Source organism: Paenibacillus peoriae KCTC 3763 (assembly GCF_000236805.1).
In the GTDB taxonomy this organism is placed as follows: Bacteria; Bacillota; Bacilli; order Paenibacillales; family Paenibacillaceae; genus Paenibacillus; species Paenibacillus peoriae.
Genome location: NZ_AGFX01000039.1, coordinates 68,163 through 92,615, shown reverse-complemented (window position 1 = coordinate 92,615; position 24,453 = coordinate 68,163). Strand labels below are relative to the sequence as shown.

Below are 24,453 nucleotides of genomic sequence, written 5' to 3'. Positions count from 1 at the left end.
AAGAATTTGCGAAGCAAATTCATGTTTGGTGGCGATAGCGGAGGGGTTCCACACGTACCCATCCCGAACACGACCGTTAAGCCCTCCAGCGCCGATGGTACTTGGACCGCAGGGTCCTGGGAGAGTAGGACGTTGCCAAGCAATAAGTAACAAGAGTCATGATCTTAGGAGATCATGACTCTTGTTTTGCGTTGAAAGCAGTGAATTTATATATTTAAAGAAATAAGTGCAAATTAAGATTGACTCATCATAATGTAAGAAAATTTAAAATAAATTAGTACCAGGTATTAGTATCTGGTGTTATAATATGATTAGGATTACAAAGGAGAGTGATCAGATTGTTGAATTCAAAAGCAAAGCTAACGGCTCTTGGTACTTATGTACCTGAGCGGATTTTGACGAATACCGACTTGGAGAAGCTTGTGGATACTAGTGATGAGTGGATTGTACAACGAACAGGTATGCGTGAACGCAGAATTGCAGCTGAAGATCAATACGTCTCTGATTTATGTATACAAGCAATTACACGTATGATTAATCTTTATAACGTAAATATAAACGATGTTGACATGATTATTGTAGCGACGAGTACCCCTGATTACTACTTTCCAAGTACGGCCTCACGTATTCAGGCTCATTTCAATATTCCGGATACAGGGTCGATGGATGTTAGTGCAGCATGTGCAGGGTTTGCCTATGGACTTCATTTGGCAAATGGCCTTATTACGGGTGGTCTGCATCGCAAGGTGTTAGTGGTAGGAGCGGAAACGTTATCCAAAATTACGGATTATACGGATCGGACGACATGTGTACTTTTTGGAGATGGAGCAGGCGTGGCACTGGTTGAATACGACGAGGATGAAGGATCATTTTTGGCTGCGGATATAGGAACCTATGGCCAAGGGGGAGCGCATCTTTACCGGGCAGGATTATCTAATTACTTGGATGGAGAGAAGCTGCAGGATCATGGATTTATCGCGCAAAATGGACGTGAGGTTTATAAATGGGCTGTTCGCTCCGTTCCAGCGGGAATCGAACGTTTATTGAATCAGGCCGATATGAAGAAGGAAGATCTCGACTGGTTTGTACCTCACAGCGCTAATTTGAGAATGATCGAGTCCATATGTGAGAGAAGCATAATACCTTTGGAGAAGACACTAACAAGTGTAGAGTTTTATGGTAATACATCGGCGGCGTCTATCCCGTTAGCTTTACAGTGCGGTTTGGATGATGAACGTTTACGGTGTGGACAGTATGTCGTGTTATATGGATTTGGAGGCGGCCTGACATATGCGGGGCTACTACTAAAATGGGGTGTGCCTGATTTGTAAGATGTTCTAACCAATGTAAAAGCAATGCGAATAGTATGTACAAACATGTTAATAAGAGCTGTTGACTTAGATTTATCGTAGGATGGCAGGATGGTATAATTAATACTATGAGAGAAAGGAGCGTAACATGAAGGTATTGGTATTGGCAGAAAAACCATCCGTAGCCAGAGAGATTGCACGTGTGATGGGCAGCCGCGAGAAGCATAAAAGCTATATAGAAGGACCCAAGTATGTGGTGACATGGGCATTGGGGCATTTGGTCGGCTTAGCAGAGCCGGAGGATTACGATTCTAAATATGCATCCTGGAATTTGGAGGACTTGCCCATTCTTCCAAAGAGTTCGAAGCTAAAGGTACTGCGTGAAAGCAATCATCAGTTCAAAGCTGTACATCAGCTTATGAAGCGGCAGGACATTGGTGAGCTTATCGTGGCAACAGACGCTGCTCGTGAAGGAGAACTGTTGGCGCGTTGGATCATACAAATGGCAAACTGGAAAAAGCCTTTTCGGCGCTTGTGGATTTCCTCGCAGACTGACAAGGCGATCAAGGAAGGCTTTGCAAAGCTATTGCCTGGTCAGCAATTTGATCGTTTATATGAATCAGCACGCTGTAGGGCTGAGGCGGACTGGATGATTGGTCTCAACGTGACCCGGGCATTGACTTGTCGGTATAACGCGCAGCTTTCAGCGGGAAGAGTACAGACACCAACGCTGGGGATGATCATGGAGCGTGAGAAAGAAATTACCCAGTTTCGATCTCAGGAATATGATACGTTGACAGCAGATTTTGGTGACTTTCAGGCAGCTTGGCGGGCAGAAAACGGGGATTCACGTATGTTTGACCGTGCGCAAGCAGAGACTTTGCGCCGTAGACTGGAGGGTGCCAAAGGCACGGTTGCCAGTGTTAAAAAGAGTGAAAAGAATGAGCCTCATCCATTGGCTTACGATTTAACGGAACTGCAAAGAGACGCTAACCAGCGCTATGGCTTTTCCGCCAAACAGACATCTAATGTGCTTCAGCGTCTGTATGAACAGCATAAGCTGGTCACCTATCCACGTACTGACAGTCGTTATTTAACCTCTGATATGGTAGGTACTCTTAAGGAAAGGCTCAGCAGCGTAGCTGTAGGCCCGTATGCATCCTTGGCGCGCCCGTTGCTGCGTAACAATCTGCCGATCACAAAGCGAATTGTGGATGACAGTAAGGTCACGGATCACCATGCAATTATTCCTACAGAGCAGACCTTGCTGCTTAATCAGCTAAGCCCGGAGGAACGCAAGCTGTACGATCTGATTGCACGCCGTTTTATCAGCCTATTCTATCCGCCTGCACGCTATGACGCTGTAGCGGTATCGGTCACGGTAGAGCAGGAGACGTTTCAGGTTAAGGGTACAACTATAAAAGATAGTGGCTGGCGGGCTGTATATGACGGAAGCCATTATGAAATGGACGATGAAGAAGCAGAGGATCGGGAGAACACTGAGCATGGCGTTATTTTGCCTGAACTGAAAAAAGGAGATGCCGTCCGTATACAGCGTTGCCTTGTGCGAGCTGGGCGGACGATGCCTCCAAAACGATACACGGAAGCGGCCTTGCTGGCCCAGATGGAGAAGCATGGACTGGGTACTCCTGCTACCCGCGCCGATCTGATCGAGAAGCTCGTCAGCTCGGATACGATTGAGCGCCAGGGGAACGTGATGCATCCCACAGGGAAAGGCAAGCAGCTGATCGAGTTGGCGGCTCCGCAGCTTCGAACTCCTGAGCTGACGGCGCGTTGGGAAGCTGAGTTGGAACGGATCGCGCGTGGTCAGGGGAAACCGGAGCCGTTTTTGAACTCTATTCGCGCTATGGCGAAAGAGCTGGTTTCCACTGTGAAAAATAGCAGTGCCGAATATAAGCCTCATAACGTGACGAATAGTCACTGCCCGAATTGTGGTACAAAGCTGTTGGAAAAGAAGGGCAGACAGGGCAAGTTTCTGGTATGTCCAAGCACGGATTGCGGTTACCGTCGTGCAGGGGAAAAACGTTTGTCAAACCGGCGCTGCCCGCAGTGTCATAAGAAGATGGAAATGAAAGAAGGCAAAGCGGGACTGTATGTAAGATGTTTGCCCTGCGGCATTACCGAGACGCTGGATAAGGACAAGCAACGGGTAAACAAGCGGGAACAGCAAAAGCTGGTAAGGCAATATGAAAAGCAGGAATCTTTTGGTTCGAGCTTGGGGGATCTGCTAAAAGCAGCTATGGATCAAAAGCAAGGTAAATAACGGAAAGCCAAAAGTAGATGAAAGCTCCACCAATAGCAGGTATACGTCGGTATAAAAACGCTCACTCCTTGGCATGGTAAGCCGAGGAGGTGAGCAATTATGTCAAAGCATAAGCCGCTTAAAATCAATAATCAGCAAAATAAATCAAGTATACTGGAGGAAGAAATCGCTCCTCATCCAGAGAAGCAGGCCAAATATCCTCCAAGCCTTAATGGAATTCCCAAGCAGCGGCCTTGATTGCTGAATAGGCGGGCTTAACTGAATAGCTTGTAAGACTATGGAAATTAGATTTCAGTGGAGAAGTCACTGATATCGGTCATTGTCTTGCGAAAAGAAAGAAGCAGCAGTTCGGTGATGTACCGCGACTACTGCTTCTTTTTGTGAGAAGGGTATTATATATTACCTTGCTTTGGGATGACTATTCTCAGTATTCATTGAAGAAGGATTGGATTTGGTTCACATCATGCGTTTGCGTCAAAGCGAGCATGAGCAAAATCCGTGCTTTTTGCGGATTGAGCGAATCGGTGGAAACAAAGTTCGATGCCGCGTCTTTCGTCGATGGAGATACGACTCCACTTCCTACACGCGTGGAGCGGGCGATGATGACTCCTTTTTTACCAGCGGCTTCTGCGCCTTCTCTAGAGGCCTTGGACAAGGAGCCATTACCGGAACCTGCGACGACAATTCCTTTAGCACCGGCTGCTACGGCTGCATCATACAGATAACGGCCATTGTTTTGATACTCGTATAGAATATCTACCTGCGGTAGTTGAGTCAAATTTGAGACGTCGAACACGGAAGCAGTTGTATGCTTACGCGCAGGCTTATTATAGTAGTACACTTGATCTCCGACAACAGCTCCCAGATATCCCTGTTCCACGGACTTGAACGTATCTACTGTGGTCGTATTTGTCTTGCTGACATATCTTGCTGAACCAATACGATCATTCAGCAGTACGAGTACGCCTTGACCTTTGGAATTCGAAGTGCTGGCAACTTTTACAGCATTATAAAGGTTAAAAGGGCCGTCGGCGCTGATGGCTGTAGCTGGACGCATAGAGCCAACGACAACTACAGGCTTATCGCTTTTGACCACAAGATCCAGGAAATAAGCGGTTTCTTCCAATGTGTCTGTACCGTGTGTAATCACGATTCCATCAACGTCATCTCTGGCAAGCAGTTCATTGGTACGTTTGGCAAGTTTTAAGAGGATGTCGTTATTCATATCGGTGCTGTCTATGTTTACAATCTGTTCACCGCTGACGTTTGCAATACTTTTCATCTCAGGAACAGCCTTAATCAAGGTTTCAACACCTAGTGAGCCTGCTTTGTAGCCTGTTGTGTCGGTATTGACTGCAGACGATCCTGCGATGGTTCCTCCGGTAGCAAGTATTTTAATGTTGGGCAAATGATTGGCTTGTGGCTTTTCAGATTTGTCTGCAGTCGTAGAGACAGAAGCAGGTGCAGTCGTGCTGGTGGCTGCTGTCGTAGTGTTCGTAAATCCGCCAATCCATAAAGTACTTCCGATAATAAAGCTGGCCAACAGGGGAATCATCGTCATTTTTTTCATGTTTGTAAAAAGCTCCTCTCCAATGTCAAAATCTGAATTGAAATGATAAATTAACTGACGAGAAAAATGCCGAATTGCGTTAATGTCACGAATTATAGGGAATAAAATTGTGCTTAATTAATATATATGTTATAAAACGTGACATTAAGATTTATTTTCTAAAAATGTAATCGCTTTATTATTACATTTTATCTGATTTTTGCATAGAGTTCATTTCGTGGGGTGAGAGGTTTTTTTTGGCTTCACGCAAATTGCAAAATTGCAAAAACAGCAAGCAGATACCCCAAAAGGAGTCTACTTGCTGTTTCGGTGAAAGCTGAACGACCAGTTTGTCTTAATTCATTAAAGGAAGCTACAAGGTTAAGTAGATTGGATGCGTTAATAACATGGTTCTACAGCTTAGGCAGAGCCCTTATCAGGGATTTTTGCTATGCTGTTTGGTTGGCAGGCTGGCACTGGGAGTTCCTTTTCCTCGTTTACGGTTGTGCTCTGCCTTTTTTGCATTCTCTCGCAGCTTTTCAACGTATTCATGGGTGCTTTCCATGGCAGTTCCTCCTTTGAGACAAAATAGATGTAGTCGAGGATTTTCCTCATACCACGTTACTATATCCGCCAAAGCGCTTTTCCAGTCAGAAGAAGATTGTTTCTGTAAAAGGGCTAAGGGTATAATGGGGGGAGAACGCTATATAAGGACTAACTAATACCTGATTGGGTACAGTGTGCAAAAGGAGGAGAGACATTGCAGACAGGCTTGTTTGTATGGCTTCTGTTTATCAATGCAGTAGGCTATCTGGTAATGTCGGAGGATAAAAAAAGAGCGCGCAAGCATCGTGATCGGGTGCCTGAACGGACGCTGTTTTTGCTGGCCCTGATCGGAGGAGCATTGGGCGTGCTGATTGCGATGTACCGCAAACGCCATAAAACACGGCATATGAGTTTCAGACTCGGTATTCCTGCGTTGCTGTTCATTAACGCATTGCTATATGGATATTTTTTGCGGTAAAGCCGGGGTTTAGGTTCTTATAGAAATGTTTAATGATGAGTAAGGTGGCTATTCCAGCGCCCACGAATGTATTGTGCAAGCGTGCAAAGGGATACATATTTCAGGGTGGGATTTAACAAACTGAACAGGAAGAGGTGTATATGATGCTATTTTCAAAAATATTGCTTGCTTATGACGGTTCGGATGCAGCCAACAAGGCCTTGCTGAAGGCAGCAGAATTAACCAAGGCATCACCGTCCTCGAAGCTTGAGGTTGTAACGGCATTTGATTTCCCGCGAATTTTTATGGGTGAAGGTTTGGCTCCAATCCCTGCTTCAGTGAATAAAGAATATTACGATTTGGCGGAGCAGACTACGGATGAAGCTAAAAAGCGGCTTGCTGAGCAAGGCGTAGATGCCAAGGTGGAGCTGATTCAAGGTTCCCCAGCCGAAGTTATTTTGGATTATGCCAATGAAAATGGCTTTGATGTAATTGTGATCGGCAGCCGTGGCTTGGGTGGTATTCGTGAATTTGTATTGGGCAGCGTGAGTCACAATGTGGTGCAGCATGCGCGTATTCCTGTGCTGGTTGTTAAGTAACAGAATAAAAAGAGTAAAAGTCGGATTACTTTCTGTTCAGGAAGTAATCCGACTTTTTTTCTGCATAGTGTGTGTTCGCTGATATGGGTTCAAGGCAGAGAGTCGGCTAAATGTGCTGCTGTTGTCAGACTCTTAGGCGTATAAGCGTGTTGATTTTGCAAAACACGAACATTCAATTGGATGATTTTAATAATGTTCGTTTTCAAGTTGACATAGGGTGTAGGGAATTGTTAAACTATGAAATGTATTGTCGATAAAAAATGAACTTTAGGCGCAATTTAATAAGGTACACATGTTGGAGCCGAAACAAATCACGAATATGCTAGGAAAGTATATCGTTTGGGATGAAGTAGGCACAATGCTGACTCGTATAATGCCGGGGATATGGCCCGGAAGTTTCTACCTGGAAACCTTAAATTTCCGGACTACGGGAGACATACGGCTGAAGCCGCGTTGGTGCGGTGGAACGGGCTTGCTTTTGGCATGCCTTAGGAGGCTCTGTCGTTTGTTTTTTCGTAGTCCGGTGTCTTGAAAATAACGTTATTTTCGAGTGCCGGATTTTTGGCGCTTATTGATAAACAGGGAGTGAAGGACATGTCAGTGCAGGTCGCTGTTATTATGGGCAGCACATCAGATTGGGACACCATGCAACATGCATGTGTTGTGCTGGACGAGCTCGAAATCGGATATGAGAAAAAGGTAGTCTCAGCCCATCGTACACCGGATTTGATGTTCCGCTTTGCAGAGGAAGCCGCCGGGCGCGGATTAAAGGTCATTATTGCCGGGGCGGGTGGGGCTGCTCATCTGCCGGGAATGGTGGCTGCGAAGACGTCCTTGCCAGTCATCGGTGTACCTGTCCAGACGAAGGCACTGAATGGTCTGGACTCTCTGCTCTCGATTGTGCAGATGCCGGGTGGTATTCCCGTTGCCACTGTGGCCATCGGCAAGGCAGGTGCTACAAATGCAGGATTGCTGGCAGCACAGATATTAGGCGCTTTTGACGAAAAGATAAGCCAGCGGGTCGTAGCAAGACGCGACCGTATCCGTGATGAGGTGCTGGAAGGCAGTGATTCGCTATGAATGAGGCATGTGAACCTGCAGGACGCGTCCGTCCTCCGGGTACAAGGATTGGAATTCTGGGAGGCGGCCAACTGGGCAGAATGCTTGTGCTGGCGGGAACAAACCTGGGATACCGCTTTGTGACGCTGGACCCGGCACCGGATAGTCCATGCGGACAGGTGTCAGAGCAGATCCGTGCCGCCTATGATGACGAGCATGCGGCTAGAGAGCTGGCTGGGCGATGCGATGTGATCACATATGAGTTTGAAAATGTGGATGCAGGTGTAGCTGCGCTTTTGGAACAGGAATCCAGTGTACCGCAGGGCAGTAGTCTTTTGTACACAACACAGCATCGTCTGCGTGAAAAACGTTCTATTGAAGCGGCTGGCGTTCCGGTAGCTCCGTATCGTGAAATCAGCAGCGCTACGGATATGGTTCAAGCAGTAGCTGAATTGGGTGTGCCGTGCGTGCTCAAAACGACGGTCGGCGGTTATGATGGCAAGGGACAGTCGGTCATTCGCCAACCGGCGGAAGCCGTAGCTGCCTACGAACGACTGGCGGGTAGCGGTGCGGAACTGGTGCTGGAGCAGTTTATTCGTTTTCGCTGCGAAATATCGGTCATCGTCGCACGCAGCACGAATGGGGAAGCCAAAGCCTTTCCACCTGCGGAAAACATTCATGTGAACAATATTTTGCACACATCGATTGTACCTGCGCGCGTGCCGGAATCGGTGCAGGAGGAAGCACGCAGGCTGGCGCTGGCTGTAGCCGAGTCGTTGGGTGCGGTTGGACTGCTCGCTGTAGAAATGTTTGTTGCCGAAAATGGGCAATTGTACGTCAATGAGCTGGCCCCGAGACCGCATAATTCCGGTCATTACACGATCGAAGGATGCGCAACCTCGCAATTTGAGCAGCACATACGCGCGATTTGCGGCTTGCCGCTAGGCAGCACGAAGCTGCTGACTCCGGTGGTCATGGTCAATGTACTGGGTGAGCATTTGGAGGACGTGATTCAGCGATTTGTGCAGCCAGATGCTGAAGCTGAAAGATTGAATGTTGTGCCCAAGCTGCATTTGTATGGAAAAAGTGAAGCCAAGCCAGGCCGAAAGATGGGACATATTAATCTGTTGTGCCAGGATACGGAGCAAGCGCTGGAATGGATTGAACAAACCAATATTTGGGGGAATAAATAGTCATGATCGAACGCTATAGCAGACCGGAAATGAGAGCGATTTGGACGGAAGAAAATAAATTCAAGGCATGGCTGGAAGTAGAGCTGTGTGCCTGTGAAGCTTGGGCAGAATTAGGGGTTATTCCGAAAGAGGATACTGTAGCTCTGCGTAAGAATGCAAGCTTTGATATTGACCGGATTTATGAAATTGAGCAGGAGACCAGACATGATGTCATTGCTTTTACCCGCACAGTGTCTGAAAGTCTTGGCGACGAGCGCAAATGGGTACATTATGGCCTGACCTCCACGGATGTGGTAGATACCGCACTGGGTTACCTGCTGAAGCAGGCGAATGAAATTCTGGAGCGAGATATCTTGAATTTTATTGAAATTTTGAAGGAAAAAGCATTGGCTTACAAGCATACACCGATGATGGGCCGTACGCATGGTGTACATGCCGAGCCGACCACATTCGGATTGAAGATGGGCTTGTGGTACGAGGAAATGAAGCGTAATCTGGAGCGTTTCCGCCATGCGGCTGATCAAGTGCAATACGGTAAAATGTCCGGTGCAGTTGGCACCTACGCCAACATTGATCCGTCTGTAGAAGCATTTGTGTGCAACAAGCTGGGCACCAAGCCAGCTCCAATCTCTACACAGACGCTCCAGCGTGACCGTCATGCTGAATATATGGCGACATTGGCGTTGATCGCTACATCCTTGGACAAATTTGCTACAGAAGTCCGCGCACTGCAAAAGAGTGAATTTCGTGAGGTGGAGGAAGCCTTTGCCAAGGGACAAAAGGGCTCTTCCGCGATGCCGCACAAACGCAATCCGATTGGCAGTGAAAATATCTCCGGTCTGGCACGTGTGATTCGCGGGCATATGGTATCTGCTTACGAGAACGTAACGCTGTGGCATGAACGCGATATCTCGCATTCTTCTGTGGAACGTATTATTCTGCCGGATGCGACGATGCTGTTGAACTATATGCTGAACCGTTTTGGCAATATCGTGAAGAATCTGACGGTCTTCCCTGAAAATATGAAGCGCAATATGGCGCGTACGTATGGCGTACCGTTCTCCGGCCGTATTATGACGAAGCTGATCGACAAGGGCTTTAGTCGTGAAAAAGCGTATGATACCGTGCAGCCGCGTGCGATGCAGGCGTGGGAAGAGCAGCGCCAGTTCCGCGAAATCGTGGAGGCGACCCCGGAAATTACTGCTGTCCTCAGCCCGGACGAAATCGAGGACGCGTTCAACCCGGCCTGGCATCTGAAGAACGTAGATACGATCTTTAAAAAGCTGGGATTAGGGGAGTAGGAGGGAAGGTTGGCGCTTGGTGAGGCCGCTGCGCGAACGGATCATTCTTCCGATTGCTGTTGCCCCTGGATTCCTGTGATTGGAAAAGACCCGTAAAGGTTGGAATCCAGAGGCAAAGGCAAGCGCTAACGCTTCTCCAGAACGATTCCGTCCGCTCCGCTGCACCCAGCACCACCCTCCATGTGGGAGCAGAACTAGGGGAACGTTCCTGGAAGGACTGCCGAATTTGCGCAGCAAACAGCCCGCAGTCCTTTCAGGAACGCGCAAGGCTCAAGGTGCGAAGCCTTGAGCCACCACAAAGGTGCGCAGCCGTAGGCATATGCGCACAACAGGCGAAGCCTTCACGCTCGGTCGCATGCCGAGCCGAGCTACGGCCACGGGCAGAGGGCTAGGCGACTTGCCATGCTGCCAAGCCGGCTACGGCCCCGGGCCGGAATGAGCTGCGGCATGCACGGAGCCGCAGCACCTGTAAGCGGCATATAACTTGCCGCTTCCCGCTTTCAACGCTAACACGGCGCCGAGCACGTGAAAACATTGCTCTGCACCAACGTAAAAGCGTTGCTGGATGAGACTTGTGCCAACAAGCCTTCATCCAGCGAAACGCGCTCACCCCACCGCAGCTACAAAATAGACGCCCTCACCCTGCTCACCAGCCAACCCTTGCGGGAGTCCCGAGGGCAGCAGCCCTGGGGGTCCTCCCCGAGGGGAGGATTTAGGAGGGGCAACTTCTTCGAAAGAGGTGTAATGAAATGTCATTGTCTACTGCCGAAGGTCTGATCCATGCGCCGCTTCTGTACAAAGGCAAGGTGCGTGAATTGTATGATCTCGGAGAGCATTTTCTGATTGTTGTGACGGATCGGATTTCGGCTTTTGATTATGTATTGGAGCCACCCGTGCCGGAAAAGGGAAATGTACTGAATAAGCTTAGTGCTTTCTGGTTTGAGCAGACGAAAGACCTGCTGGAAAACCATGTCGTGCATACCGATGTGAACAAGCTTGGTCATGTCACCGACGAACAGAATAAAGAGTTGCTGAAGGACCGAATCATGGTCACGCTGAAGGCTGAACGCATTGATATCGAGTGTGTAGTGCGCGGATATATTACCGGAGGCGGCTGGCGTCAGTATGAGCAGACTGGTGAGGTAAACGGTATTCCATTGCCGGAGGGACTGCGCAAGAATGAACGCTTTCCCAAGCCTTTATTTACACCGGCTGCAAAAAACGACCTTGGACACGACGAGGACATTTCCCTTCATCAGATGAAAGAGCTGGTCGGGGCTGAACTGACAGTTGAGCTTGAAGAAAAAAGCTTGGCATTGTACGAATTTGCGCGCGCTTTCTGTGAGAAGCGGGGAATCATTTTAGCTGACTGCAAGTTTGAGTTTGGGCTTGTTAACGGAAAAGTTATTTTGATTGACGAAGTTTTCACCCCGGATTCATCGCGTTTCTGGGCACAGGAAAAGTATGAGCTGGATGTAGAGATTGACAGCATGGACAAGGAGCCGGTACGAAGCTATTTGGCATCATCCGGTTGGGACAAGAATAGCAAACCCGATCCGTTGCCTGCTGAGGTCGTAGAAGAAACAACTGCAAGATATACGGATATTTGGCGGCGTCTGACGGCACAGTAAATAGTAATCATTTATTTAAAACCAATAGGATTCATCCATTCGGAGGAGGAACTGAAGGAACATGATGAAAGCAACGGTCTATGTCACAATTAAGCAAAGCGTTTTGGACCCGCAGGGAGTTGCGGTGCAAGGCGCACTGCATTCGATGGGCTTCGGAGAAGTGGACAGCGTCAGAATTGGTAAGTATATGGAACTGAATCTGGATACAACAGACCGCGAGAGTGCAGAGAAGCGCGTCATCGAAATGTGCGAAAAGCTGTTAGCCAATACGGTCATTGAAGACTACCGCTACGAACTGGAGGGCTAATTCCATGAAATTTGCAGTTCTGGTTTTTCCGGGCTCCAACTGTGATATTGACTGCTATAAGGCGATAGAGGACACGGTCGGTGAACCTGTCGATTATGTATGGCATACTGCGACGGATCTGTCGCCTTACGATTGTATTCTTGTTCCGGGGGGCTTCTCCTACGGAGATTACCTGCGTTGCGGCGCGATTTCCCGGTTTGCTCCGGTAATGAAGGAAGTAGCCAAAGCGGCTGCCGAGGGTAAATATATTTTGGGTATCTGCAACGGGTTTCAAATTTTGACTGAAGCCGGGCTGCTGCCGGGTGCTTTGCGCCGTAACCTGTCGATGAAGTTCCGTTGTCATGATACGGTATTGAAGGTTGCGAATAACGATACGCCTTTTACAAAAAATTATGCTGCTGGTGAAGAGATCGTTATTCCGATTGCACACGGTGAAGGCAACTATTACTGTGATGATGAGACGCTGGCTCGCTTGCAGGCGAATAACCAGATCGTATTTACGTATAAAGATAATCCCAACGGTTCCGTGACCGATATTGCGGGGATTTGTAATGAGCAAGGCAACGTACTGGGCATGATGCCCCACCCGGAACGTGCGGTGGACGCATTGCTTGGAACGGATGACGGCAAACGTATGTTTACATCTATTTTGAATGCTTGGAGGGATCGTCATGGTGCAGCAAGTGTCCGCTAAGGAACCGACGGCAGAGCAGGTTGCCGAACATAAACTGTATCAGCAGATGGGTGTATCGGACAGCGAATATGCGTTGATCTGCGAATTTATGGGACGTCAGCCGAATTATACGGAGATTGGCGTATTCAGTGTCATGTGGTCAGAGCATTGTGCCTACAAGAACTCCAAGCCTTTGCTACGTCGTTTCCCGACGAGCGGTCCACGAGTGCTGATGGGACCCGGCGAGGGAGCAGGGATTGTAGATATCGGTGACAATCAGGCCGTTGTATTTAAAATCGAAAGCCACAACCACCCGTCGGCTGTAGAGCCTTTTCAAGGGGCAGCGACTGGGGTAGGCGGTATCATCCGTGATATTTTCTCCATGGGCGCAAGACCTGTAGCAGTGTTGAACTCTCTGCGTTTTGGCAAGCTGGAGAGCGACCGTGTGAAATATTTGTTCGAGCATGTGGTATCCGGTATTGCGGGCTATGGAAACTGTATTGGTATTCCGACCGTAGGTGGCGAAGTTGTATTTGATGAAAGCTATGAAGGCAATCCGCTCGTCAATGCGATGTGTGTCGGACTGATTGATCATGATAAAATCCAGCGCGGTGTGGCCAAAGGGGTCGGCAACCCGGTGTTTTATGTGGGACCTCCGACAGGACGTGACGGGATTCACGGAGCGACCTTCGCATCGGTTGAGCTGACGGAGGAATCCGAAGCGAATCGGACTGCGGTTCAAGTAGGCGATCCATTTATGGAGAAGCTGGTCATGGAATCATGCCTGGAGCTGATCGATAGCGGCATTGTGCTGGGTATTCAGGATATGGGCGCAGCGGGACTTACCTGCTCCAGTGCCGAAATGGCAAGTAAGGCGGGCAACGGTCTTGAGCTGTATCTGGATCAGGTACCGCAGCGTGAAGAGGGCATGACACCTTATGAAATGATGCTGTCCGAATCACAGGAGCGTATGCTGTTCGTGGTTGAGCCAAAGGACGAAGCACAGGCGCTTGAAATTTTCGAGCGTTGGGGCGTCATTTGCGCCAAGGTCGGCAAGGTGACGGATGACGGTCGTTTGCGTTTGTTCCATCACGGTGAAGTGGTGGGTGATATGCCAGTGACGGCGCTGGTAGACGAATGTCCGATTTACGACAAGCCTTCTGAGGTTCCTGCTTATTATGAGCAAAATGCTGCCGTTGACACACTGCGTTACCCGGAAGTGACCGATTTGAACGGTGCGCTGAAAAAGGTGCTTTCATCCCCAAGTGTCGCCAGCAAGAAATGGGTATATGAGCAGTATGATTACATGGTTCGCACCAGTACGGCCGTTCGTCCGGGCTCGGATGCAGCTGTAGTAACCGTACGCGGCACCCGCAAGGGACTTGCGATGACCACGGATTGTAACGGACGTTATGTATACCTGGACCCAGAGGTAGGCGGACGGATTGCAGTCAGCGAAGCAGCACGTAACATTGTATGCTCCGGCGGCGAACCTTTGGCGATTACGGACAACCTGAACTTTGGCAACCCTGAAAAGCCGGATATTTTCTGGCAAATGGAAAAAGCCGTGGACGGGATGGCAGAAGCTTGCCGTGTACTGGACACCCCTGTCATCGGGGGCAATGTCAGCTTGTACAACGAAAATGCCAAAGGCTCCATCTACCCGACGCCTGTTGTCGGTATGGTGGGTCTGGTACATGATACGGATCACATTACAACCCAGGGCTTTAAAGCAGAGGGCGATGTCGTCTTCCTGGTGGGAGAAACGAAGGCCGAGCTGGGAGGCAGTGAGTTCCAGGCTGTCGTACACGATGTATCCGAGGGACGGCCCCCTGAGCTGGACTTGAACGTGGAGAAAAAGCTGCTGACCGCAGTACTGGGAGCAATCCAGGTTGGATTGGTACAATCCGCGCATGATCTCGCAGAGGGTGGATTGGCTGTAGCTCTCGCGGAATCCGGCATTAGCGGCGGATTGGGAGCGCAGATTAACGTGGAAACGTCTTTGCGTCCTGACCATGCTTTGTTCAGCGAAAGTCAATCTCGCATTTTGTTGTCCGCATCGCCGGATAAGGCGTCTGCGCTGGAAGCACATCTTCGTGGCCTGGGAGTACCAGTTACCGTATTAGGTACAGTTGAAGGAACACAATTGACAGTTGAGGTGAACGGACAACCCGCTTTGAACGAGGCAGTCGCCAGCTTGAAGCAAATCTGGGAGGATGTCATTCCATGTCTGATGAAATAACAGCACGGACGTTGTGGACTGGAGATTACTATAATGAAGGCTCCGGTAAAGAGGGGCTGTTTGATAAACTAAAAGAGGAATGCGGCGTGTTTGGTGTATACCGACACTCCGATGCTGCCTCTTTAGCCTATTACGGATTGCATGCGCTCCAGCATCGCGGGGAGGAGAGCGCAGGCATCTGTGTAAGTAGTGGGGATGAGTTCCATTATCACCGTGGGATGGGCCTTGTTAAAGAAGTGTTCAATAAAGATTTGATGGCTTCGCTGACAGGCGACATTGCTATCGGGCATGTACGCTATTCGACAAGTGGAGACAGTAAGCTGACGAATGCACAGCCTTTGGTTTTCAAATATCGTGATGGCGATTTGGCGGTAGCCACGAACGGTAATATCGTAAACGCCTTGCAAATCCGGCAGGAGCTGGAGCAGGGCGGGTCTATTTTTCAAACGACCAGCGATACAGAGGTCGTCGCGCATTTGATCGCCCGGTCGTCCAAGGATTTGGTGGAGGCTGCCAAGGATGCATTGAAGCGTATTGTCGGCGGGTTTGCCTTCCTCATTATGACCAACGACAAGCTGCTGGTTGCTTCTGATCCCAACGGCTTGCGCCCGTTAACGATGGGCAGGCTGGGAGATGCTTATCTGTTTGCTTCCGAGACCTGTGCTCTGGAAACGATTGGAGCAGAACTGTTGCGCGATATCGAGCCGGGTGAACTGCTGGTACTGGATAAAAACGGTTTACACGAGGACCGCTACACGGAAGACAAGCAGCGTAAAGCGCTGTGTGCGATGGAGTATATTTATTTTGCTCGTCCTGACAGTGATTTGAACGGGGCTAATCTTCATGCCGCACGCAAACGGATGGGCAGCCAGCTGGCTTTGGAAGCTTTTGTCGATGCGGATTTGGTGACCGGGGTACCGGATTCCAGTATTTCGGCTGCAATTGGTTATGCAGAGCAGACAGGTATTCCCTATGAGCTGGGCATGATTAAAAATAAATACACCGGACGTACGTTTATCCAGCCAAGTCAGGAGCTGCGTGAGCAGGGTGTGAAAATGAAGCTGAGCGCTGTACGCCGCGTCGTTGAAGGTAAACGCGTCATTATGATCGACGATTCTATCGTTCGGGGGACCACGTCCCGTCGAATCGTGAATATGCTGCGGGATGCGGGCGCACTGGAGGTACATGTACGTATTACCTCACCGCCTTTCAAGAACCCGTGCTTCTATGGCATTGACACGCCGGATCGTCGGGAACTGATCGCTTCTTCCAAAACCGTCGAGGAAATTCGTCAAGAGATTAACGCAGATTCGCTCTACTTTATGAGCGCCGAGGGCTTGATTGCCGCTGTAGGCGGACATAACGAACAGGATTATAAGGGCGGCTTGTGCCTGGCTTGCTTCGATAACGATTATCCGACCCAGGTGGATTTCAAAGGCGAAGAAAAGTTCGGATGTAGTTGTTGAGAAAAGGGAACAAAAGAGATACAGGCGGTGCATGGTACTAGCATGGCTGAAGGCGGTTCTGAGGGGGCCACTCCGCGTGTGGAAGGTTCTTCCGATCGCTGTTGCCGCTGGATTCCTGGATTGGAATAACTCTTACAGGGTTAGAATCCAGCGGCAAAGGCGAACACTTTCGCTTCTCCAGAATCCTTCCACCCGCTGCGTTCTTCAGGTGTGCAGCATTTTGCAGCAGTGCCTGTACCTCTTCTGTTCCCAACGGGAAGAGAAGAGTATAGGCAGCTAAAAACTCATGGCATAACTATTTCATGCCATGAGTTTTTAGCGGGCGGCCGTAAAGCCGCCCGTTGGCGCCGCTCACTTCTTTGCCCAGCACGTCCCCGCCTTTGCGAAGCAAACAGCCCGGGACGTGCCCTCGCCGCCACACTGCATAGGCGGCCACGCACCAAAGCGTGTCCTTGTCACTTGCGGGAAGGACCCGCAAATGACAAAGGAAAACACGCGACTCACAGCACGAACCATACACCAAGCAGCACCCAACCCTACGCATCTGACCGACTCTTGAGGGGTCCAGGGGGAGCAGCCCCATGGAATCCTCCCTGTTAGGGAGGACTTAGGAGGGTCAATCATTTGAAGGAGTGTTCATGAATGTCCGAAGCATACAAAAATGCAGGAGTAGATATCGCTGCCGGTAATGAAGCAGTAGAACGGATGAAAAAGCACGTCAAGCGTACCTTCCGTCCCGAAGTGCTGACCGATTTGGGCGGATTCGGTGCGTTGTTCGGCCTGAATAAGGATAAATACGAGGAGCCTGTACTCGTTTCCGGTACGGATGGAGTCGGCACGAAGCTGAAGCTTGCTTTCGCGATGGATCGCCACGACACCATTGGCATTGATGCGGTTGCGATGTGTGTGAACGACATTGTCGTTGGGGGCGCAGAGCCGCTCTTTTTTCTTGACTACCTCGCCTGTGACAAGGTTGTACCTGAGAAAATCGAAGCCATTGTTGCTGGAATTGCCGAGGGCTGCCACCAATCAGGTTGTGCGCTGGTCGGCGGTGAAACCGCAGAAATGCCAGGCATGTACAGCGATGGTGAATACGATATTGCCGGATTCACTGTCGGCATTGTGGACAAGAGCAAAATCATTAACGGCAGCTCAATTGCTCCCGGAGACACCGTAATCGGCTTGGCCTCCAGCGGAGTACACAGCAATGGATTCTCACTGGTTCGCAAGCTTTTATTGGAACAGCAGGGCTATGATTTACATGATGAAATCGAAGGCTTGAATGGCAAGCTGGGCGATGTACTGCTGGAGCCAACAAAAATCTATGTGAAATCCGTTTTGGCATTGCTGGGCAAGGTAAAAGTAAAAGGCATGGCGCATATCACAGGTGGCGGTTTTATCGAAAATATCCCTAGAGTGTTGCCAGATCACGTTAATGTGGATATACAATACGGCGCTTGGCCGATATTGCCAATCTTCCAGCTCATGCAGGAAAAAGGCGCAATCTCCAACAAAGATATGTTTACGACCTTTAATATGGGGATCGGATTGGTCATCGTTGTAGGGCAAGAGGATGCACAGGCTGCATTGAATGTACTGAAAGAGCAAGGCGAGGATGCTTATGTGATCGGGAAGGTAACGGAAGGCAGCTCTATCGTGACCTTTACAGGAGCCGAGGTGTAATGAACAGCTACCGGGTTGCTGTTTTTGCGTCAGGTGAGGGAACGAATTTCCAGTCCCTGGTAGATGCTGCTGCGCAAAGAAAACTGGGCGGCGCATCCATAGAACTGTTAATCTGCGACAAGCCTGCGGCTCCCGCTGTAGCCAGAGCAGAGAAAGCGGGCATTGCTTGTTACACGTTTCTCCCCAAGGAGTATACTGCCAGAGAAGATTATGAGCGTGAACTGGTTGCTTTGCTGGAGCAGAAATCGATTGATCTCATCGTGTTAGCAGGCTATATGCGTTTGCTATCCAGTGTTATGGTCGATGCTTACGCCGGAAAAATCATTAATATTCATCCGTCACTGCTGCCTGCATTCCCGGGAAAAGATGCTGTCGGACAGGCGTTGGCCTATGGGGTCAAAGTCAGTGGAGTCACTGTTCACTTTGTGGACGGAGGTATGGATACCGGGGCCATTATTGCCCAGCGTGTGGTAGAAGTACAGGAGCATGATACAGCGGATTCGCTATCGGCAGCTATTCAAGCCGTAGAACGCCAGCTCTATCCGGAAGTGGTTGGCAGACTGGCTCAAGGCAAAATCCATTTGGATGGCCGCAAGGTGGTTTCACTTCCCTAATCATGATTGTAATTTGTCATATCATTGTCATATTAAGAATGCTGTGCAGGCATTTTCCGATATTTCTCGGGAAATAAATTGATAAAGAGCTAAAGGAGGAGACAAGGTGGCTATTAAAAGAGCACTCGTTAGCGTATCGGATAAACGGGGGATCGTGGAGTTTTGCCGCGAGTTGTCCAAATTAGGTGTGGAGATCGTTTCGACAGGGGGAACGAGCAGCTTGCTGTCGAAGGAGGGTATTCCTGTTATTGGCATTTCAGAGGTAACGGGATTTCCTGAAATTATGGACGGACGTGTTAAAACGCTCCATCCTGCGGTACACAGCGGCTTGCTGGCTGTTCGGGATAATGAAGAGCATCAGCGTCAGATGAAGGAACTGGGCCTGGATTATATTGATCTGGTCGTTGTGAATCTGTATCCTTTTGCGGAAACGATCGCCAAACCCGGTGTAACTTACGAGGACGCAATCGAAAATATCGACATCGGCGGTCCAACCATGCTGCGTTCTGCGGCGAAAAATCATGCTTTTGTAAGTGTAGTAGTCGATGCCGATGATTATAGCACTGTACTGGAGGAAATCCGTAAGGATGGTGATACGGAGCTGAATACCCGCAAGCGTTTGGCAGCCAAGGTTTTCCGTCATACAGCTGCATACGACGCTTTGATTTCCGATTATTTGTCGAATGTGACAGGCGAGCCATTGCCTGAACGCTACACGGTAACCTATGAAAAAATTCAGGATTTGCGTTATGGTGAAAATCCGCATCAGCAAGCGGCATTTTACCGTCAGCCGTTGGCAGCGAAAGGTACACTAACAACAGCGAAACAGCTTCACGGTAAGGAGCTGTCCTACAATAACATCAACGATGCGAACGCGGCGCTGCAAATCGTCAAGGAATTCAGCGAACCAGCCGTGGTGGCAGTTAAGCATATGAATCCTTGCGGCGTGGGAATCGGCGGCAGTATCTATGAAGCGTACAGCAAGGCGTATGCGGCTGACTCAACCTCCATTTTTGGCGGTATCGTAGCGGCTAACCGGATTATTGACGGCGATACAGCGAAGAAGCTGAACGAAATCTTCCTCGAAATTGTACTGGCGCCGGGCTTTACGAAGGAAGCACTGGAGATTTTGACGAAAAAGAAAAATATACGTTTGCTGGATATGGGTGAGCTTTTCCCGTCTGAACAGGCGGAGAGCCGTTTTGTTGTGACTTCGATTGAAGGCGGCATGGTCGTACAGCAAAATGACATTCACGCTGTTGACCCGGACGCACTTACGGTTGTAACGGAGCGAGCGCCATCCGAGGAAGAGCTGAAACAGCTTTTGTTTAGCTGGAAAGTGGTTAAGCATGTGAAATCCAACGCTATCGTATTAGCGGCAGACAATATGACCATTGGCGTGGGCGCGGGGCAAATGAACCGTGTCGGAGCGGCCAAGATTGCCATTGAGCAGGCTGGAGAAAAAGCAAAGGGCGCGGTGCTGGCATCCGACGCATTTTTCCCGATGGGCGATACGCTGGAGATGGCAGCTAAAGCAGGTATTACAGCAGTCATTCAGCCGGGCGGCTCTATCAAGGACGAAGAATCCATCAAGGTGGCTAATGAGTACGGCATCGCCATGGTCTTTACGGGCGTGCGCCATTTCAAGCACTAATGTGCAGCGGTTGAGGATGAAGCAGCATTTTCACACCTGAGGATTTTGCAAAATCCTGACCTGAACGATCTAAATGGAAGCGGAGGAATCACCTGAATGGATATTTTGGTTATCGGAGGGGGCGGCCGCGAGCATGCGATTGTGTGGGCGCTGAAGAAAAGCCCCAAGGCCGGAAAAATCTATTGCGCGCCGGGCAATGCCGGCATTGGACAGCTAGCGGAGTGCGTACCGATTCCGGTGAGTGAATTTGACGCACTGACAGAGCTGGCGGAAGCCAAAAAAGTCGGGCTGGTCGTGGTTGGCCCTGATGATCCACTGGCTGACGGCATTGTGGATGCTTTTGAAGTGAAAGGTATTCCGGTATTCGGACCGCGTAAAAATGCAGCGGAAATCGAAGGCAGCAAAATCTTCATGAAGGATTTGCTGCACAAATACCATATTCCGACAGCCACCTATTGCAAGTTTTATACCTATGAGGAAGCACATGCCTACTTGAAGGAACAGCCGATTCCGGTGGTCATCAAGGCAGACGGACTGGCAGCGGGCAAAGGGGTAACGGTCGCCTACTCGATGGAAGAGGCAGAGAAGGCTCTGTCCGATATTATGGTGGCAAAGGTGTTTGGAGAAGCGGGTGCACAGGTCGTGATCGAGGAATTCCTCGCCGGACAGGAAATGTCGATTCTTTCCTTTGTGGACGGTGAAACGGTTCGGCCAATGGCAGCAGCACAAGACCACAAGCCGGCTTTTGATGGGGATAAAGGCCCGAATACCGGAGGTATGGGCACCTATTCTCCATTGCCGCACATCGCCAATTCCATTATTGAGGAAGCCATCGAGACGATTATTAAGCCGACGGCCAAGGCCATGGTTGCTGAAGGACGCCCGTTCAGGGGGGTTTTATTCGCCGGACTGATGATTTCGCCGGACGGCAAGCCCAAAACGATTGAGTTTAACGCGCGTTTTGGTGATCCGGAAACACAGGTTGTACTGCCGCGTCTACAATCCGATCTGCTCGAAATTTTCCTCGCGGCCGTGAACGGCACGCTGGATCAGGTGGAGATCAAGTGGAAGGACGAAGCGGCAGTGTGTGTGGTACTAGCCTCCGGCGGCTATCCCGCAGCCTACGCCAAGGGTATACCGATCCACGGGTTGGACCATGCAGACGAAGCGATTGTGTTCCATGCGGGAACAGGTATCAATGAGCAGGGCGAATGGGTCACGAACGGCGGGCGCGTACTAGGCGTAGTTGGCTTGGGACGTGATATTGCCGAGGCGCGTGACAAAGCTTATGAACAGGCAGCACGTATTACCTTTGAAGGCAAACATAATCGTACGGATATTGCAGCAAAAGCATTGCTGTAGCAGAGCATTACAAGACAAAGAGGCTTCTTCGGAAGTTCTCTTTTTTTTGTTGTACACCGAGTATGGAATGGGTTTGACAAAAGTATACTTATCCTATAGGATTAAAAATAAAAAAACTGACTGACTGATCAATCGGGAGGAGGGAACCTATGCTGCCACGGAAGGCGAAGCAGTCCAAAACCGTCGCGAATGAGCAATCTGCTGACCGTGCTGGAGAAGAAACAGACCGTAGAACACAGCTTCTCCACATTGCGTTGAAGCGATTCGCCGAGCACGGGTACCATCAAACGAAGATTTCAGATATCGTGGTGGAGGCTGGAGTAGCCCAGGGCACGTTTTATTGGCATTTTAAAAGCAAAGAGGCATTGGCGCTGGAGATTATTGCTACAGGCCGTGAACAGCTGCTGTCAGCGATAGGACAGGGTTATCGCCGTGATGCGGGAACGCTGGCTGATATGGTTAAGGCCTCCGAAGCGTTGTTTGTCCGTTTATTTGATTTTGCATTGGAGAACCGCCATCTGATGGGTTTGCTGCTGAATGGCAGCGGCGTCGATGAACCGGTGCGTCAGAGTATCCGGGAGACAAGGGTTGCAATGGAACTGGCATTCCGGCGCAATATAGAGAGAGCCATCGAGCTGAACATGCTGCCTGCCGAACTGGATGTTGAACTACGGGCGGCATTGCTCATGAGTATGATCGAGGGCGTCATTACACGTTGGCTGTTCGGCTCCGAGGGCACGCATGATCATTTGATGCAGGCAACAGCTAACAGATTGGCGGCCGAGGCGGCCAGTTTTGAATTTTATGGACTGTTAGGTCAAGGTTAGACGGTCAATGTTGCATGAATTGGCAGTAGGCGACAAATAATATAGCCAAATTACACATATGCACTCAATCATTTACATCCAGACAGGACAGGAGAGAACGATTTATGAAAACACGTAAAAGAGGGTTCTTGGTAACGACACTCATGGCTTTGGCATTGTTCAGCCTTGTGCTGAGCGCTTGCGGAACGAGACAGGATGCTTCCGGCACCAGTAATGGAGCGGGCAGCAGTAATGCGGCAGCGGGGAACCAGCTTGAAGCGATCAAGAAGGCCGGTGTGATCAAGGTCGGTATGATGGGGACCTATCCACCATACAATTTTTTGAATGATAAAAAAGAACTGGACGGGTTTGATGTAGATATTGCCAAAGAATTGGCGAAGGGGATTGGCGTGAAGCCGGAGTTCACGGCACAAGAATTTTCCGGACTGATTCCAAGCTTGCAAAAAAATAAATTCGATGCGGTGATCAGCCAGGTTACGATTACAGAGGATCGTAAAAAGGCAATTGACTTCACAGAGCCTTATATCACAAACCATGTAAACATTATCGTTAACAGCAAAACTAATGATATTACCAAGCTGGAGGATTTCAAAGGCAAAACGATTGGTGTCGGCCTGGGGACGAATGATGAGTCTTATCTGCGCAACGAAGTGCTGCCAAAGGTAGGCGATTTTGAGATCAAAACGTATGATGATGTCATTACTTCCTTAAAGGATCTGAACTCTGGCCGGATTGACGCAACCATTAACAATCTGTATGCACTCAAGCCTATCGTCGACAAAAATGGCTTCCAGATTAAAGCTGTAGGTGAGCCAATTAAATCCGACCAAGCGGGTGTAGCCATTAACAAGAATGAGCCTGAGCTTAAAGATGCCTTGAACAAGGCTCTGAAAGAAATGAAGGAAGACGGCACCTATAAAACCATCTTCAAAAAATGGTTCGGCGAGGAGCCAAAAGAATAACGCAAGCCTGTTAAGGCGTCTGGCTCCGGTTCTGGCTTTATGCTGACACGGAGCCACTCGTCTGAAAGAAGGGAATATAACCGATGCTTGAATTAATGTGGGAAAATGTCCCTTTTTTGTTGAAGGGCGCTTATTATACGCTGTATATTACGATTGTTTCTATGTTTTTTGGCTTAATCATTGGTTTGCTTGTGGCTGTCGCCCGGCTGAAGGGGAATCGACCCGTCCGATGGCTGGCACGCAGCTATGTATCTATCATCCGGGGGACGCCCGTTTTGGTACAGATTGCGGTTATTTATTACGGGTTGGATGATTACGGAATATCGTTTGGATCGCTGACGGCTGCTTGTCTTGCACTCAGTATTAACACGGGTGCGTACTTGTCGGAGACGTTCCGTGGAGCCATTTTGGCTGTACCACAGGGACAGACCGAAGCAGCCTATGCAACGGGCATGTCGCCCGGTCAAACGATGTGGCGTATCATTCTTCCACAAGCGGTACGTATTGCGATTCCCCCGATGGGGAATACGTTTGTTGGCATGCTGAAGGAAACGTCGCTGGTCTCGGTCATCGGGGTCAGTGAATTGATGCGTCAGGCACAGCTTTTACAGGCACAGTATTTGCGCTACATGCCATTTCTGCTCGAAATTGGCCTGATGTACTGGATTATGAGCATTGGATTCTCCGCTATACTGGAGCGGGTGGAAAAGCGTCTGGCTCGAGCTTATTAAGGT

22 protein-coding genes, 1 rRNA gene and 1 riboswitch are annotated in these 24,453 nt (G+C 49.5%); of the genes, 21 read left to right on the top strand and 2 right to left on the bottom strand.

Annotated elements, in window-relative coordinates; genetic code table 11:
• Window positions 1-24: 24 nt before the first annotated feature.
• The 4 genes from rrf to KQI_RS28890 all read left to right on the top strand — a co-directional run bounded on the left by rrf (window position 25) and on the right by KQI_RS28890 (window position 3,831).
• Window positions 25-141: ribosomal RNA gene (gene rrf, locus KQI_RS0120660) — 5S ribosomal RNA — on the top strand.
• Window positions 142-338: 197 nt separating this feature from the next.
• Entirely contained in the window at window positions 339-1,331 is a 993-nt protein-coding gene (locus KQI_RS0120655) for a ketoacyl-ACP synthase III (protein ID WP_029390266.1), read from the top strand.
• A gap of 127 nt (window positions 1,332-1,458) precedes the next feature.
• The gene (locus KQI_RS0120650) at window positions 1,459-3,594 is read left to right on the top strand and encodes a DNA topoisomerase III (protein ID WP_010348782.1); all 2,136 of its coding nucleotides are present in this window, start codon (window positions 1,459-1,461) and stop codon (window positions 3,592-3,594) included.
• Between the two features lie 99 nt (window positions 3,595-3,693).
• Window positions 3,694-3,831, top strand: a complete 138-nt coding sequence (locus KQI_RS28890) for a hypothetical protein (RefSeq protein ID WP_010348781.1) — start codon at window positions 3,694-3,696, stop codon at window positions 3,829-3,831.
• 187 nt (window positions 3,832-4,018) lie between these two features.
• On the opposite strand, the gene KQI_RS0120640 is transcribed toward KQI_RS28890, so the two are convergent.
• Entirely contained in the window at window positions 4,019-5,164 is a 1,146-nt protein-coding gene (locus tag KQI_RS0120640) for a type II asparaginase (RefSeq protein ID WP_010348780.1), read from the bottom strand.
• 415 nt (window positions 5,165-5,579) lie between these two features.
• Entirely contained in the window at window positions 5,580-5,708 is a 129-nt protein-coding gene (locus KQI_RS28115) for a DUF4023 family protein (protein WP_010348779.1), read from the bottom strand.
• Window positions 5,709-5,903: 195 nt separating this feature from the next.
• Between KQI_RS28115 and KQI_RS0120630 the strand changes: the two genes are divergently transcribed.
• The 17 genes from KQI_RS0120630 (at window position 5,904) to KQI_RS0120550 (ending at window position 24,450) form a co-directional block, all read left to right on the top strand.
• On the top strand, window positions 5,904-6,167 hold the full coding sequence (locus KQI_RS0120630) for a DUF1294 domain-containing protein (protein WP_010348778.1): 264 nt from the start codon (window positions 5,904-5,906) through the stop codon (window positions 6,165-6,167).
• Between the two features lie 143 nt (window positions 6,168-6,310).
• Complete coding sequence (locus tag KQI_RS0120625; RefSeq protein ID WP_029390265.1) at window positions 6,311-6,745, top strand: universal stress protein; 435 nt, start codon at window positions 6,311-6,313, stop codon at window positions 6,743-6,745.
• 346 nt (window positions 6,746-7,091) lie between these two features.
• Window positions 7,092-7,193, top strand: a riboswitch (purine riboswitch).
• A gap of 146 nt (window positions 7,194-7,339) precedes the next feature.
• Window positions 7,340-7,825: a 5-(carboxyamino)imidazole ribonucleotide mutase gene (gene purE, locus KQI_RS0120620; protein WP_010348776.1), complete on the top strand. Its 486-nt coding sequence runs from the start codon at window positions 7,340-7,342 to the stop codon at window positions 7,823-7,825.
• Window positions 7,822-8,997 (top strand): 5-(carboxyamino)imidazole ribonucleotide synthase, encoded by a 1,176-nt coding sequence (purK, locus tag KQI_RS0120615; protein WP_010348775.1) that lies wholly within the window; start codon window positions 7,822-7,824, stop codon window positions 8,995-8,997. The genes purE and purK overlap by 4 nt, the downstream gene beginning before the upstream one ends.
• Window positions 8,998-8,999: 2 nt before the next feature.
• The gene (purB, locus tag KQI_RS0120610; RefSeq protein WP_010348774.1) at window positions 9,000-10,298 is read left to right on the top strand and encodes an adenylosuccinate lyase; all 1,299 of its coding nucleotides are present in this window, start codon (window positions 9,000-9,002) and stop codon (window positions 10,296-10,298) included.
• Window positions 10,299-11,047: 749 nt separating this feature from the next.
• A complete protein-coding gene (locus tag KQI_RS0120605; protein WP_010348773.1) occupies window positions 11,048-11,929 on the top strand; it encodes a phosphoribosylaminoimidazolesuccinocarboxamide synthase in 882 nt (293 codons plus the stop codon).
• Between the two features lie 61 nt (window positions 11,930-11,990).
• Window positions 11,991-12,236, top strand: coding sequence for a phosphoribosylformylglycinamidine synthase subunit PurS (gene purS, locus KQI_RS0120600; protein WP_007428837.1), 246 nt, complete (start codon window positions 11,991-11,993; stop codon window positions 12,234-12,236).
• A gap of 4 nt (window positions 12,237-12,240) precedes the next feature.
• Window positions 12,241-12,930: a phosphoribosylformylglycinamidine synthase subunit PurQ gene (purQ, locus tag KQI_RS0120595; RefSeq protein ID WP_010348772.1), complete on the top strand. Its 690-nt coding sequence runs from the start codon at window positions 12,241-12,243 to the stop codon at window positions 12,928-12,930.
• A complete protein-coding gene (gene purL, locus KQI_RS0120590; protein WP_010348771.1) occupies window positions 12,908-15,151 on the top strand; it encodes a phosphoribosylformylglycinamidine synthase subunit PurL in 2,244 nt (747 codons plus the stop codon). The genes purQ and purL overlap by 23 nt, the downstream gene beginning before the upstream one ends.
• Window positions 15,136-16,617: an amidophosphoribosyltransferase gene (purF, locus tag KQI_RS0120585; protein WP_010348770.1), complete on the top strand. Its 1,482-nt coding sequence runs from the start codon at window positions 15,136-15,138 to the stop codon at window positions 16,615-16,617. The genes purL and purF overlap by 16 nt, the downstream gene beginning before the upstream one ends.
• Before the next feature lie 642 nt (window positions 16,618-17,259).
• Window positions 17,260-18,300, top strand: a complete 1,041-nt coding sequence (gene purM / locus KQI_RS0120580) for a phosphoribosylformylglycinamidine cyclo-ligase (protein WP_010348767.1) — start codon at window positions 17,260-17,262, stop codon at window positions 18,298-18,300.
• Window positions 18,300-18,914 (top strand): phosphoribosylglycinamide formyltransferase, encoded by a 615-nt coding sequence (purN, locus tag KQI_RS0120575; protein ID WP_010348766.1) that lies wholly within the window; start codon window positions 18,300-18,302, stop codon window positions 18,912-18,914. The genes purM and purN overlap by 1 nt, the downstream gene beginning before the upstream one ends.
• A gap of 106 nt (window positions 18,915-19,020) precedes the next feature.
• Window positions 19,021-20,568, top strand: coding sequence for a bifunctional phosphoribosylaminoimidazolecarboxamide formyltransferase/IMP cyclohydrolase (gene purH / locus KQI_RS0120570; RefSeq protein ID WP_010348765.1), 1,548 nt, complete (start codon window positions 19,021-19,023; stop codon window positions 20,566-20,568).
• Window positions 20,569-20,664: 96 nt separating this feature from the next.
• Window positions 20,665-21,930: a phosphoribosylamine--glycine ligase gene (gene purD, locus KQI_RS0120565; RefSeq protein ID WP_010348764.1), complete on the top strand. Its 1,266-nt coding sequence runs from the start codon at window positions 20,665-20,667 to the stop codon at window positions 21,928-21,930.
• 149 nt (window positions 21,931-22,079) lie between these two features.
• Window positions 22,080-22,757 (top strand): TetR/AcrR family transcriptional regulator, encoded by a 678-nt coding sequence (locus tag KQI_RS0120560; protein WP_010348763.1) that lies wholly within the window; start codon window positions 22,080-22,082, stop codon window positions 22,755-22,757.
• A 104-nt stretch (window positions 22,758-22,861) separates the two neighbouring features.
• Entirely contained in the window at window positions 22,862-23,719 is an 858-nt protein-coding gene (locus tag KQI_RS0120555; protein WP_010348762.1) for a substrate-binding periplasmic protein, read from the top strand.
• Window positions 23,720-23,802: 83 nt separating this feature from the next.
• A complete protein-coding gene (locus KQI_RS0120550; RefSeq protein WP_010348761.1) occupies window positions 23,803-24,450 on the top strand; it encodes an amino acid ABC transporter permease in 648 nt (215 codons plus the stop codon).
• Window positions 24,451-24,453: the final 3 nt, after the last annotated feature.

What these genes read in the sequence shown, in the direction of transcription:
- purB (WP_010348774.1), top strand. Translation starts at nt 9,000, where the DNA reads ATGATCGAACGCTATAGCAGACCGGAAATGAGAGCGATTTGGACGGAA.
- purN (WP_010348766.1), top strand. Translation starts at nt 18,300, where the DNA reads ATGAACAGCTACCGGGTTGCTGTTTTTGCGTCAGGTGAGGGAACGAAT.
- KQI_RS0120605 (WP_010348773.1), top strand. Translation starts at nt 11,048, where the DNA reads ATGTCATTGTCTACTGCCGAAGGTCTGATCCATGCGCCGCTTCTGTAC.
- purE (WP_010348776.1), top strand. Translation starts at nt 7,340, where the DNA reads ATGTCAGTGCAGGTCGCTGTTATTATGGGCAGCACATCAGATTGGGAC.
- KQI_RS0120640 (WP_010348780.1), bottom strand. Translation starts at nt 5,164, where the DNA reads ATGAAAAAAATGACGATGATTCCCCTGTTGGCCAGCTTTATTATCGGA.
- KQI_RS0120560 (WP_010348763.1), top strand. Translation starts at nt 22,080, where the DNA reads ATGCTGCCACGGAAGGCGAAGCAGTCCAAAACCGTCGCGAATGAGCAA.
- purS (WP_007428837.1), top strand. Translation starts at nt 11,991, where the DNA reads ATGATGAAAGCAACGGTCTATGTCACAATTAAGCAAAGCGTTTTGGAC.
- KQI_RS0120650 (WP_010348782.1), top strand. Translation starts at nt 1,459, where the DNA reads ATGAAGGTATTGGTATTGGCAGAAAAACCATCCGTAGCCAGAGAGATT.
- KQI_RS0120550 (WP_010348761.1), top strand. Translation starts at nt 23,803, where the DNA reads ATGCTTGAATTAATGTGGGAAAATGTCCCTTTTTTGTTGAAGGGCGCT.
- purF (WP_010348770.1), top strand. Translation starts at nt 15,136, where the DNA reads ATGTCTGATGAAATAACAGCACGGACGTTGTGGACTGGAGATTACTAT.
- KQI_RS28115 (WP_010348779.1), bottom strand. Translation starts at nt 5,708, where the DNA reads ATGGAAAGCACCCATGAATACGTTGAAAAGCTGCGAGAGAATGCAAAA.
- purK (WP_010348775.1), top strand. Translation starts at nt 7,822, where the DNA reads ATGAATGAGGCATGTGAACCTGCAGGACGCGTCCGTCCTCCGGGTACA.
- KQI_RS28890 (WP_010348781.1), top strand. Translation starts at nt 3,694, where the DNA reads ATGTCAAAGCATAAGCCGCTTAAAATCAATAATCAGCAAAATAAATCA.
- KQI_RS0120625 (WP_029390265.1), top strand. Translation starts at nt 6,311, where the DNA reads ATGCTATTTTCAAAAATATTGCTTGCTTATGACGGTTCGGATGCAGCC.
- purM (WP_010348767.1), top strand. Translation starts at nt 17,260, where the DNA reads ATGTCCGAAGCATACAAAAATGCAGGAGTAGATATCGCTGCCGGTAAT.
- purD (WP_010348764.1), top strand. Translation starts at nt 20,665, where the DNA reads ATGGATATTTTGGTTATCGGAGGGGGCGGCCGCGAGCATGCGATTGTG.
- KQI_RS0120555 (WP_010348762.1), top strand. Translation starts at nt 22,862, where the DNA reads ATGAAAACACGTAAAAGAGGGTTCTTGGTAACGACACTCATGGCTTTG.
- purL (WP_010348771.1), top strand. Translation starts at nt 12,908, where the DNA reads ATGGTGCAGCAAGTGTCCGCTAAGGAACCGACGGCAGAGCAGGTTGCC.
- purQ (WP_010348772.1), top strand. Translation starts at nt 12,241, where the DNA reads ATGAAATTTGCAGTTCTGGTTTTTCCGGGCTCCAACTGTGATATTGAC.